Genomic DNA, 13,251 nt, shown 5'->3' on the forward strand with positions numbered 1-13,251 from the left:
TTTTTGCTTTTCCTTATCTATTTTTAAAATTTTTTCCCGAACCAAGTTTACGACTAAAATATGTAAAATAATCCATTATATCAATATCAACTTGATTTTCGATACAATGTACCTCTATTTTCGAATCCAACAGCGCTTTTTTTGCGAGTAAAGCGATTTCATTAAGATCACTATCCGAAAGAATCCGAATTCGGGAGCCGCGCTGGATTATAGATTCAACCCCATCTAGATTATTCAATATATTGAGTACTTGGAGGTTGATTCGTTTAAGTGTAATTTCAACAGCCTTTCCTTTTCCAGGAAGTTTTTTTTTCAATTCTCTAGGGCTTGCGAATTCAAAAAAACCAATTCCTTTCATGTAAATCGCACTTTTATCAGAATATTCAATTTCATCCAGATAATGAGATATTACAATAAGCGTAATACCATATATCTTGTTAATATTATCCAAATATTTCCAAAGAGAAAATCGGGTAACAGGATCCAATCCACTAGTTGGTTCATCAAGAATTAATATTTTTGGGTTGTGAACCATCGCCATTGCAACAGAAACTCTCCTCTTTTGACCTCCTGATAAATTTTTAACAGGTTTACCCATATATTTATCAAGATCTAGATCTTTGAATATTCGTTTTGCCCTACGGGTTATTTCTTCTTCTTCTAAATTATATTGACGGCCAAAATGAATCATATTTTCTAATGCATTAAAATTATGATAAATCATTGAGAGATCTTGGGGAACATATCCAATATAGGGGGCAATACGTTTAGTTTGGTGCGCATCAATCCCTAAAATACGGATTTCACCTTCATATTTATTTTGAGACAGCATTGCTTTTACAGTAGTTGATTTTCCTGCTCCACTTTCTCCAATAATTCCTATTATTGATCCATGACTGATATTCATGTTTACGTTTTTAATAACAGTACGCTTCCCAAATTTAACACTTAAATTTTTAATTTCAATAATATTGTGCTTATTTTTAAGCTCAGAATGGAGTATTAAAATTATACTTTTTATTTCAAAAAATGTGTCACTTTCATGAATATCAGAATCTTTAATGTATTTCTTGTAATTGTATAAAAATAATGGAAATATTTCTTGAGTAAAAAAAATGTGATTTTGTTTAAATTCTTCTGGATAATAATCCCAAATATTTACATCCTTGCAATATATCGTCCCAACACCTTGTTTTTCATGACTGATGAATCCTTTCAGTAAAGCAGGTCGAATTTTTTCTTTTTCGTGAAAGTGACCTAAACTTATTACGCTAATATTATAATCTGAAAGATAGAGATCTCGATAGTTTTGAGCGTCAATAAAATGCTGCGATTCGAAAGCCATTGCTGTATTATCTTCGCTTAAAAAACTGTTAGTAATTTCAAAAGATTCCAGATTGTTACAATTTTTTGAGATCCTTAAAATTAATGGAATATCTGCAGGTTTTTTATCGATTTCATATTCCCATATAACAACCAAAATTGATCTCGGTCTTGGAAAACGCGGTTGGTGCACAATTTTTCCCTTAAAATAAATTGAATGCCCACCAACTCGCATTTTTCCCCAACCTTGAATAATCAAAAGAAATTTATTACGAACACTGATCCACTGGTCCATCTTTTTATATTGTGAAATGCTAAAATATCCTGTTTCTTGAATGGGAACATTTGTTGATTGATTTTGGATCAAATTTAAATTACACTCCTTTTTTTCTTGAAAATGATATATGTAAATAATAAAGATATTATCGATTCGGTCCACATTATTAAAATATACGGAATCCCAAGCATGTTTGTCGTTAATAGAAGAGGAATACCCCGAATAACTGAAAGACGATAGATTTCTTGAACAGCATAAAGAGGAAACATTGATAGAAATATGTCATTGCTAATAAAAAGCATCAAAATTTCTTGTACTATAATAATAACTAAAGCATATTGGAATCCTGCAAGTGTGGTATTGGATATCGAAGAGAAAAATAACCCTACAGTTGTAGCTATGATTACTGCTGATTCAAAAACTAAAAAGAAAATGAAAATGCTATTTTGAATTTCCATTCCTAATAACAAGGGTAAGAAAACCAATATTACCGCGACTATAGAATTCACTGTAATCCCACCGAAAAATTTTGATAATACAATTTCTCCCTTTTTTGCAGGTGTAAGAATCATACGATCCTTAGGGATATCACTTACAAAAGATTGGGTTTCAATTAGTAAAGTCATGGCAAATCCTATCAATGGAAAAAAAAATGGTGTGACTTGTTTCAAATACTGCCCTTTTTGTGAAAAATTAACTGAACTTGTTTTTAAATTAATAGCACCATGAAAATCAAATTTATCTTGAAAATTCGCAATGACATCATCTATAACCCCAACAACATCTTGTAAAACAAAAGAATCATAAGAATTTATAACAACAGTAAACATCCCAACCATATGAATTGACAAATTGTATTCAAAACCATCATCAACAATGATATATGCATTGATTTCCCCGTTACCGATCATTTCTTCAAGTTTATTTCTTGAATATCCCTCTTTGATGATACATTCTCCATCAGTTTCAAAATCCTTAAAAATTTTTACGAATTCGTATGATAAATCTGCATTACCAAATCCTTCGCTATTATCTGCATCAATAATACCTATTATAGGAATGGAAAATCTCAATTCTAAGGGCATATCACCGTTTGCTCCATTACCATCAGTATTGTTAGCTGCAAATCCGCCAAAATTTGTCAATAAAACAATGCTTAATGGAAAAATAACCAGTAAAAGAACGGCCATTTTATCGTTCAATAAAATTTCGATTTCTTTGAATGATAACATCAAAATTCGCCTTAATTTTGCCGTAAACCTTTTCGGATCTGTGCGAGATGGATCAAGGTTATTTTTCCTTTGTTTTTCCTGTTTTTTTTGTAATTTCATATTTTTTGTAATAAAATTGCCCTCCTAAACGTCAAATTTTTTCTGTTTATAAAAAATAATTGATAAAATCAATATAATAGCATTGTGAATAAAAATCTCAAGAATTTTAGGCGATAAAGCAGATAAAGACACTCCAAGAAACGCTACTTTAATAAAAATTTCTCTCACGATATCATAAGGTAAATAATTTACGATTGGATCAATTCTGATAAAAATGCCCATAGTAAATTGAATTACAAAGAAGAAAAGTGATAATTGTGCTGCTTGTAAACGGGTTTTTGATATACTGCTAAATAAAATACCGTAAAGAACACCAAATACTGTACTAAAAAAAGTAATTAAAAATGTGTTAAGGAAAGAAGCAAATATAACTTTGAATATCACACGCAAGATTAATACAGAAACAAATGATAATATTGCACCTAAGAAAATGTATGTTATTGATTTTGAAAGAATTATCTCCCCCCTTCGAGCAGGAGAGAGCAATAAACGCTTAAGAGGATCATCAGCAACAATACTTTGACTAGCGACCAGGTTGGAACTAACAAATAGAAGTAAAGATAATAAAATCGGGAGCACCATGATGAGAAAATTAAAATCAGCATCCGGTCTCATTTCGGGTTGAAAAACAATTTCACTATTAAAAACTTGAAATTGGGATTGAAATAATGTACTTCCAGATGAGAAATAGCTTAATATTAACCCACTCATCTTGGAATTGGCATCCAATACTAAAATAATCGATGTACTCCTATTATTAATTAAATTTTTGCTAAAATTAGAAGGAATTATCACATAAGCATCAATTTTACTTTGTGCTATCAACCTTGAACAATTAATAAGGGTTACAAGATTTGGCTCACTATTACTATCATGAATTATCATATCAAATATTTCTGAATCCTTATAAGAATTGATAAACGCTTGAGAATATTCTGATTTCTCTTCATCCACTATAAATACTATTGGTTCTTCGCTCAAATCCGAAATAGTAAAATTTCCTGCTGAAATGATTATTATTAAGAATAAAGGAAGGGCAAATAAAATAATGACTGAAAGCTTATCGTGGACAAACCAATCTATCTCTTTTCTTATCTGAGCTCCAATTCGTTGAAAGCTATTCCTTATCCAAAAGAATTTAAATCGTTCTATTTCCTTTCACCTTTCTTGTTTTTATTTTATTTTTTGCCAGAGCCTTAATTTTTTCAGCTTTAGATTTATAAAAATATTTTGATTTGATCCTGAAATATTCTAAAAAATTTGAACGAACAAATGAAATCTCTTGAATTTTTAAGTCTAACTTAGCACATTCTGTTCTAAATTCATTCAAGATTTCACTATTCTCAATAAATACATAATATCGGTTCCTACCAATATGAAGAATATACTTTACAATTTCTAATTTTTCTAAAGCTTCTTCTTGTTCGAGGTAAAGACTCTCAAATGTGACATCTAAAGCCTTAGCTTTATTTGGAAGAGACTCAATCATCTCCATTGGATTCCCTTCATCGACTAAAACACCATCAGAAAAGATAATAACTTGGCTACAGTAGTCCACACTTTCAAGATCGTGTGATACTAAAAGCATAGTTGTATTGTATTTTTGATTTATCCTGTAAAGAAAATTTAACACTTCAATTCGCAAATGTGGATCCAAACCAGTAGTGGGTTCATCTAAAAAAAGGATTTCTGGATTATTTATAAGTCCAATCATAATGGAGACTCGCTTTTTTTCCCCTCCTGAAAGTTTTTTTATCGGTTTATTTAGAAATTCATCTTCCCCCAATCCCAACAGATTCATAAGCTCTTTACAGCGGGATTTTATCACCTTATCCTTCATTCCAAAATTACGTCCGAAAAATAAAGCATTTTTAAGAGCACTAAAATTAAAATAGAGAGATAAGTATTCTAATTGAGGAACATATCCGATAGAAGCTTGTACCCTTTCACTTTCTTTAACATTTATACTGGAAGTATAAGCTTCTCCATGAGTTGGCTGAATTTGTGCAGTCATACACCGTACTGCAGTACTTTTTCCTGCACCAGAATTTCCAATTATCGCAACAATATTTCCATGTGGAATTGATAAATTAATATCATAAAGAATTGTCTTTTTTCCGTATCCAGCATATAATTTATCTAATATTATTGAATTACGTGAAATTTTTTTTGGTTTAGTATAAATAATCAGTTCTTCCTCTTTTTTTGTTTTTATGTAGTGATTTGTAAATCTATATGTAGCCTACCTATTAATAGTTAATTTGTTATTAAAAATTTATTCTATAAATAATTATTTAACTAAATAAATATGTAGAATAAAGTAAAATTTATAAAAAAAATACTGCAGTTATTCTGCTTCTATGGAGTAGATGATAACCGACTGATGCTATTCTCTGTTATTTTCATCATTATCAGTATAAATTGAAACTTAGCAACTAAATTATTTTTCCCTCTTAACTCTTAATTAATGGAAAAATCTGCCTCTACATCTATAACTTCATAAATCATGCCACCGTTAGTAGGCTCAACTACTGGAAAGGGGGCGATATCCATAAAATAAATGGATAATTGATTCAATAAACCACTGATTTAAATATATGCCCTTATTTCGGAGCAAGACTCCCTTACTTAGGCGTATTTATGGAATTAGTCATATAGGGGCAGATTATATGATGGATAATCTGATGGTATTCGTGTAGGTATGGATAGAATAATGGTATATTAGATGAGTATAATGCAGGAATGTTCACTAACCCTTAGTGACGGATGATTTATAGCACGAAAATGACAATTTTTTACTATGATTTAGTGACATTCACACAATTTCTCTTAAAAATGCTTAGATATCATTAAAATATAGAGAAAAAATGATCAAATGGCATTCAATCTCGGGAATTCAGCAAGATAACCCCATAAATCTGCCATTAGATTGAGTAATTTTATATAAAAGTAATATCTTTTATTTGATTTCCTTTTTCCATTTTTTCAATTTATCTTTTAGATCTGCTTTAATATTATCCAAATTGGTATTATTATGAGTTTTTTCGAGATTTTTTTCATAACCCCGTATTTCTAACAATATTTTATGACCACCAGTAGAGACATAAATCTGTTCCCTTAAATCTTTTAAAATTTGTACTAAGGTAGAATAATCACCAGCTGAAGAAATTTGTTCATAAAATTTTTGAATAATTTGTGCAGGATTTTTTGGCGAATTATTAAAACCAGTTTGAGAGAATTGTGATCTTGGTGTTGTAGATGTTCTTAAATCATTTGCTGAAGGAAAATTAACTTGATAATATTGATCAACTTTAGAGTTTAATAACTTGACTTGTTTTTCAATTCTGTTACTTTTTACTAAAATTTCTTCTCTCAATTTACTACTTTCCTGAAGTTGATTTTTTAAACCTTTTAATTCAATAAGTTCATGTTCTATTTTTTCAATCTTGTCTGATAACACTGAGAGATTATGTTTCATTTCACCTATCGATTGAATTAGATCAAGTCCAAATTTTTGAAGGATTTCTCCAAAATTTTGTAATTGTTTTTCCATTTTTGCAATATTATTTTGTAGCCTCGGGTTTGAATTCTCCATTGAAGTATCGCATCCAAAAGTATTTAGTATATATAGATAAATAATACTTATACTTTAAACTTCAAATTACTTTTGCTCTTATAATATGAACGTTTTTCTGTAGCTAAAATCGTGGTGGACTCGATGACAATTAAACATGTAAATATTCTCACCATTGATGGAAAATCTTTATTATTTAGAGAGTACGGTGCAACAAAAGTCGATCAAGATTTATTAGCGGGTTTTTTAAGCGCCTTTTCTGGGTTTATGATGGAAATCTCTCAAGCAGAAATTAAATCTACTATTACAGGAAATTCTAAATTCATTTATAGTATCGCTCATGATATTATTGTTGTAATATGTACTGATATTTATGACCAAGAAGAAGAAATTTCTCCAAAAATTGAATCAATAATGGAAGGATTTTGGTCAAGATATCATAATCTCTTTGAAAACAATGACTGGGATGGAGAACGAACTGTTTTTAAAGAATTCAAACAAGAAATTGATCGTATTATTTTGGGTCCAATAAAAGTTTCAATCTTGGGTTATGCAGGAGTAGGAAAGACCACCTTAACCAGACTTATTGTGGGAGAAGAAGTAAATCTCGAATATGTACCAACAATTACTGCAGATATAGCAAATTTTGATAAATTAGGCCCTAGAAAAATCGTTCTATGGGATTTTGCAGGGCAAATTCAGTTTACAGACTTGTGGGACAGCTTATTACGGGGAACTCGAATTGTTTTATTAGTTACTGATTCTACTTATACAAATGTTCAAGAAACTAAAGTAATTTTGGAAAGGTTTCTCACCAAACGCTATAAAGAAGCAATTATTATTGGAATTGCAAACAAACAAGATTTACCTAATAGATTAACGCCTCAATTTATTGAAAAAATCCTCAATATTCCTACTTATGCAATGATTTCGATTAATCCTGATCATAGAATTATCATATTAGAAATTTTAAAGAAAATTATTGGCACCATTAATAAACAGGATGGATTATTAGAAAAATAAATAAAAGACATTTTTTCACTAATCTTGATCTTTAGAATTAAATATATTTTAGAGATCAAGATATTCCTTAATATAAAATCAAAAACGGTGGTTATTATAGAATATTCAACAATTCACGAACAAATTCCCATTGAAGAACATGAAGAAGTAAGTCGTATTAAACTTCCAAGCTTGAATCAAGAAGAGAAAGAGAAGCTAAACCCCCTTGTGCCTCCAACTTCTGGATTACGCATGGAAATCTATGAAATAAAGAACAATAATGAATTATTTATGCCAAAAGAAAATCAATTCCTTTTTCTTAGAGCATTTAGAGCAATAAGTGAAATAGCTAAAGCACAAATAAAAAAAGAAAAACCCGGAGTATTATTAGTTGCTGATGATCGCCCGTCTTCAAGTTATTTACTGGAGTTTTTTGCGAAAATTCTCGCATATGATAAATATAGGATCTTTTTTCAAAAACCAATTTATAATTTTGAAAAAGAAATTGTAAAAAAAGATCCTTATTACTCCCGAATGAGTACTCCATATGCAAGTGCAAGTGTCGGTTTATTTGAAGAGATTGATTTAGTTATTGTTTTAACAGCAAGTCATAATGGAATTATATGGAATGGAATTAAGTTTTACATCGAGAAACCCATTCCGATATCTGGAAGCATTATGAAAGCAGTTTCAGAAAAATCATTAGAATTTTCTGAAATTTACCTTAAAAATAATTTCCAAGTTGCTTATTTAGATGCAAATTCGAAAAACAATCAATATATCCTAAAAATAGTCAAAGAAATTATAAATTTAGATATTTTAAGTGGAAAAAAGGTTCTTCTTTGGCCATATATGGGAACAGCACCAGAATTACAAGATCTTTTTCATCAAGTTGGTATGCAAGTAATATTAGTTGAAGAAGAAATGGAACCACCAAACCCTACAATCAATCTTGATAAATCAAAATTATTAGAAATTATGAAGAAGAATAAAGTAAATACAGGAATTTTACTCGATACTGATAGAGATAGAATTGTTTTTGCGATTTACGATAATTCTACGAACAATCTTGAAATAATTCAACCAAATTCGTTGTATACAGCCATGCATAATATTCTTTCTACAAAATTTAAAATTCCATTAGTTAACGTTAGAACTATTCCAAGTGACCCTAGATCAGATTCAAATGCATTACTGACATTTGCAACAGGAGTGGGATACAAACATTTAGGTATTATATTATATGCTGCAATAGAAGATTCTATCAATAATAATGTATTTCAAACTGCAATATTGTATTTTAAAGATTCAGATGGAAAATATAAAAAAATTACTTCAATCGAAGAGATTCCTCTCGTTTTCAAAAAAATGATTAAATCAACTCAGAATTCTTTAATTATAGCATTATGGGAAGAATCTGGAGGACATACATTTAACATTTTAGAAATGAAAAAAAGTAATTCAGAATATAAAGATTATAATCATGAAAGAATGAAGAATAATATAAAATTAAAAGCAAAATATCTTCCAATTGGAGATAAATATCCTGCAGAAGCTCTCTTGATATTAACTACATTAATTGAAATGGGTTTTGATCTTTCAGAATTTGTTGATCAGAAAATTCAAGGAATTAGATCTATGATCCCAGCCAATGATCTGCTAAAATTACGAATTGTTGAAAATTTCAATTCAAAAATTGAACAAATTTATAAAATCGAAGAAGAAGAATTAAGAATTTCTTGTTTTTCTGAAGTAAATGGTAAAACAGCAATAATTCATTTATATAATCCAAAAACAGATATTTATTTTCGTCCATCAGGAACTGGCCCTGGTGTCAGAATTTATATTTTTGGACAAAAAGAAAAAATAAATAAGATGATGGAAAAAATTAAAATTAAAATTGATAAAGAGATCCCTAATGAATAATTTTTTCTAACTTTTTCTGATTTCTTTTCTTTTCCTTTAAAAAAATCATCCTTTAACATTAGTATTCTTCATTTTTGAGAATAAACTTAGTCGCACTTTATTATTATTACTTTTTAGAAATTTAATAAGACTTATGCTTCTTATTAAGAAATGAAAAGAATCTAATAACTATATCAAAAGTAAAGTAAAAAAAAAATATGATGACATGTAGTCATCGATTTTTGCAATAGTAGTTATTATTTAAACAAAGTAAATTACTTTCGTTTTTTATAAATAACACCTAATGCAATAGCAGCAGCACCGAGTAAACCAAGGAAGGAATATCCTGGAATACCACCACCTGTTGTATCATCATCAGTGGCTGTATCATCAGTGGCTGTGTCATCAGTAGCGACTTCACCATCGGTCCAGTACATTGTTGCAAAGTACAATTTGCCCATTGGATTACGTTGAATTCCATCAACATAAATGCTTCGGACACCTCGGCTTAAAGGCACATATAAGAATACCCAAGGCATTAACTCTTCAACAATGTATCGTTGAATTTCATAATAGATATCACGTCGATCGTCTGGATTAGTTTCAGTTAAACCATCATTCATTAAATCATTCAAGGTTGGATCATCTACTTGAGCACCATTTGATGAAGAAGTAGGTGAGAACAATGGGTTAATGTAGTTGCTAGGGTCGTTGTAATCAGGTCCCCAACCTAACATGTACAATTCTAATTTCCAAGGTTCAACAAACAATAAGGTTAAGTATTCACCCCAGGTAATTGGGTTAAAGGTAACAATAATACCAATTTTCTTTAGATTATCTGCACATAAAACACCTAAGTCAGCTCGGAATTCGTTTCCAGCATTCCAGGTGTAATTATAGGTTGCAATAGGACTATCTGTAGCTAAAGTATACCAAGCAAAATCATCATCTGCTGGATAGGCACTTCCATTAACAATACCGGCATCGATCAAAATTTGTCGAGCGTGAGTAACATTATAGGTAGGATAGTCAATGTCAGGATTATGATACATAATACCTTCTGGTACAGGTGAGGTTAATCGAGCAGCATTACCTAAAGCTAAGTTATCGATAACATAATCGTAATCGAAGGCATAGCTGATTGCTTGACGCATTGTCTTGTTAATTATTTTATTATTCATACCCATGTAAAGGATAACTGTACTTCGTCGTTGTTCACCAACAACAAATTTGTCGGAAGATTCAAATTGAGGTAAGAATTCTGGTAAAGAACCATCAACCCAATCTAAGTCTCCAGCGAGGAAAGCTTGACTTTTTGCAGTTCCATCAGAGTATAATAAGAATACGATGTTTTGCATAAATCGATCAGGACGTTCACCATGCCAGTCAGCAAAATAGGTTAATTTGGTGTATTCATCAGTTGTCTCAACGTATGTATATGGACCAGTTCCAACTAAAGTATCAGTTGCAGTATCTAATAATTCTTCTGAAGGAATAGAACCACCATCAGGTAAAATGTATGAACCGCTGAAACATAATAATGGAACGAATGGTACATATGGGTAGTTCAAAGTGAATTTCACAGTGTAAGTATCCACTACTTCAGTTTTATTAATAAGTAAGGGAGTACCTGGATAAAGAGCAGCTAAAGGTTCATATAATTCTGCAATCTGTGTCATATCATTTTCGATTAAGTAGTTCAATCGATCGAATGTAAATTTGACATCATTTGCATCAAAAGCAGTTCCATCTTGGAAGGTAACACCTTCTTTTAAGGTAACTGTATATTCGGTTGCTTCAGCATTCCAAGTTCCTAAACTTGTAGCGAGAACTGGGATAATGGCTAAGTCAGGATCGCTTAAATTATAACCAAACAATCCTTCACAGACTTGATCAATAACATCAATTGAAGCGCTGTCCCATGCCATTTGGGGATCTAAATCGACCACCAAAGAACCGACACCATAGTTCATGGTTTCAGTATCTTCTGCAGCAAATACTGCGGCAGGGGCGGTAGCAAAGGCGCTTATCATCAAGACTGCTAATAAGACATAAATGCTTCCTTTTTTCATAACAATCACATATTTTCGTTTCCTAGATTTTTAATAAATAATTTTTATTAAAAATTCAAGGAACATTTTAATAATTAGTGTTAAAACTATTTAAAAATTTCGTTTTATTCAGACATAAGATCTTATAAAAACAATTAGTTCTGCTAAAAAAATCTAAATCTTTCGATTATTTTTTTTTTATATCTAAAATTTTACTATGTCTTTCTCTCTAAAATAAGAAATTATTCCAGAATATTAAGAAAGATACGCTCTAAATTCGGGCCAACAAAAAAATTTATAATTTTTATTTATTGATATGGTTTAAATATTTTGAAAAATTTTATTATAAATATTTGAGAAGTAAATCTTATTTAAAATTTCTCCACGCAAATAGTAAAGATTTTTTGATAATAAGTTTTCAATTTTTTAAAAATTTAAAATAAAAAATCCAAAATTATATCAGGTAAGTTTAATAGTAGGATAAATTCCAATAGAAGAAAGCTGTTATTATTGGAAATGGCTAAACAATAGAATTATTTTGTTATATGATTACTTTGAATTAAAATTTCCCCAGATTTGAAGAGAAAAAGAATAAAAAGTTTTATTTCACTATGTAAAAACAAAAAAATTACTTTAATGAAAAAGATTTTCCTTCATAATCGAATATAAGTTGTTCAATCGAAAATTAATAATCAAAATTTCCATTTTTTGAAAGACTTAAATAATCGAATTTCTTTTATAGCTTACAAGTTATACCTCCATTTTAGTTAAACTGGTTAAAACCAAGAAAAATGGAATTTTTTATAATTCAGCACTATAAATTTCAACTGAAAATCTTTCTTACAGAAGGATTAGATTAAATTAATAAAATGTTGAGTTGATATCATGGCTAATGAAGAATTAAGTCTAGTTAAAAAGCGGTTTTTTTCGCTTAAAATAAATCCAACTAAAGATATGGTAAATATAATTGTAGGAGTATTTTTATTATATTTCTTATTTTTTGGTTGGATTGCAAACTGTGGTATTCCTGATATATTAAATAATCCACATCTCTACAAACCAGATCATATTCTGTTTGTATACACGAATTTTCTCAATTTTGATCCTTATTATCATTTTAACCCATTATCTTTAAATCTTCCTGATTTCATGAAATTCGTGTATCGTATACCAGTTGGTTTAACAAGCTTACTAATTTTTATATTTATTGGGATTTATCAAAGTTATCGGGAAAATTTTGTGGTTTATTCAATAAAAAACAATATTTGGACTGTCCCATTCATTATCATAATCTCTTGGATATGGACAGCAATTAATGCTCGAGAATTAATATTTACAACCATCGGCAGATATTTTTCATCTTGGGAAGGATATGTGAATATTTTAGTTTTGCTTGTAGTTTATACATTTGCTGGTGTTGTCGGGGGTTGGATTAGAGCAATTGTACAAAAACGGGAATCAATGATTAAAGTCAAAGCAATTGAATCACTCCAAGAGCAATTACTTAAAAAGTCCAAATCAGAATCTACAGAAATATAGGTTTTTTTAGAAAAGGAAAAGGTGAAATCATAATATGAGTTTAGTTAAATACACAATAAGAAGATTAATTGCATTAATTCCAATTTTACTTGGAGTAATGTTTTTAACTTTTTGGTTATCGCAATTAATGCCTTCTGATCCATGGACATTAATGGCTGGAGAACATATGACTGATGCTCGACAAATATATGTTGAACAACAAAAACAAAAATGGGGATATTATGATCCAATAATAACCCAATTCTTAAT

9 protein-coding genes and 1 pseudogene are annotated in these 13,251 nt (G+C 29.8%); 4 read left to right on the plus strand and 6 right to left on the minus strand.

Annotated features, from left to right (window positions below; translation table 11 throughout):
- Positions 1 to 13: 13 nt before the first annotated feature.
- The 5 genes from ACXLDF_RS11085 to ACXLDF_RS11105 all read right to left on the minus strand — a co-directional run bounded on the left by ACXLDF_RS11085 (position 14) and on the right by ACXLDF_RS11105 (position 6,526).
- Complete coding sequence (locus ACXLDF_RS11085; RefSeq protein WP_457558596.1) at positions 14 to 1,690, minus strand: ABC transporter ATP-binding protein; 1,677 nt, start codon at positions 1,688 to 1,690, stop codon at positions 14 to 16.
- A gap of 2 nt (positions 1,691 to 1,692) precedes the next feature.
- Complete coding sequence (locus tag ACXLDF_RS11090) at positions 1,693 to 2,931, minus strand: ABC transporter permease (RefSeq protein WP_457558597.1); 1,239 nt, start codon at positions 2,929 to 2,931, stop codon at positions 1,693 to 1,695.
- 24 nt (positions 2,932 to 2,955) lie between these two features.
- Entirely contained in the window at positions 2,956 to 4,083 is a 1,128-nt protein-coding gene (locus ACXLDF_RS11095) for an ABC transporter permease (RefSeq protein WP_457558603.1), read from the minus strand.
- Positions 4,070 to 5,146: an ABC transporter ATP-binding protein gene (locus tag ACXLDF_RS11100; protein ID WP_457558604.1), complete on the minus strand. Its 1,077-nt coding sequence runs from the start codon at positions 5,144 to 5,146 to the stop codon at positions 4,070 to 4,072. The genes ACXLDF_RS11095 and ACXLDF_RS11100 overlap by 14 nt, the downstream gene beginning before the upstream one ends.
- Before the next feature lie 744 nt (positions 5,147 to 5,890).
- Complete coding sequence (locus ACXLDF_RS11105) at positions 5,891 to 6,526, minus strand: hypothetical protein (RefSeq protein WP_457558598.1); 636 nt, start codon at positions 6,524 to 6,526, stop codon at positions 5,891 to 5,893.
- A 123-nt stretch (positions 6,527 to 6,649) separates the two neighbouring features.
- Between ACXLDF_RS11105 and ACXLDF_RS11110 the strand changes: the two genes are divergently transcribed.
- Together ACXLDF_RS11110 and ACXLDF_RS11115 are read left to right on the plus strand one after the other, a co-directional pair.
- A complete protein-coding gene (locus ACXLDF_RS11110) occupies positions 6,650 to 7,528 on the plus strand; it encodes a GTP-binding protein (protein WP_457558599.1) in 879 nt (292 codons plus the stop codon).
- A gap of 87 nt (positions 7,529 to 7,615) precedes the next feature.
- Positions 7,616 to 9,433, plus strand: coding sequence for a hypothetical protein (locus ACXLDF_RS11115; protein ID WP_457558600.1), 1,818 nt, complete (start codon positions 7,616 to 7,618; stop codon positions 9,431 to 9,433).
- Positions 9,434 to 9,687: 254 nt separating this feature from the next.
- Here ACXLDF_RS11115 and ACXLDF_RS11120 read toward each other — a convergent pair whose 3' ends face one another.
- Complete coding sequence (locus tag ACXLDF_RS11120) at positions 9,688 to 11,484, minus strand: ABC transporter substrate-binding protein (RefSeq protein WP_457558601.1); 1,797 nt, start codon at positions 11,482 to 11,484, stop codon at positions 9,688 to 9,690.
- Positions 11,485 to 12,348: 864 nt separating this feature from the next.
- Between ACXLDF_RS11120 and ACXLDF_RS11125 the strand changes: the two genes are divergently transcribed.
- Together ACXLDF_RS11125 and ACXLDF_RS11130 are read left to right on the plus strand one after the other, a co-directional pair.
- Positions 12,349 to 13,002 carry a hypothetical protein gene (locus ACXLDF_RS11125; protein WP_457558602.1) on the plus strand — a complete coding sequence of 218 codons (654 nt, stop codon included), beginning with the start codon at positions 12,349 to 12,351 and terminating at the stop codon, positions 13,000 to 13,002.
- Positions 13,003 to 13,036: 34 nt separating this feature from the next.
- A pseudogene (locus tag ACXLDF_RS11130) lies at positions 13,037 to 13,251 on the plus strand (nickel ABC transporter permease subunit NikB); the annotation flags it as partial.

It is taken from the genome of Candidatus Harpocratesius sp., from assembly GCF_054039255.1.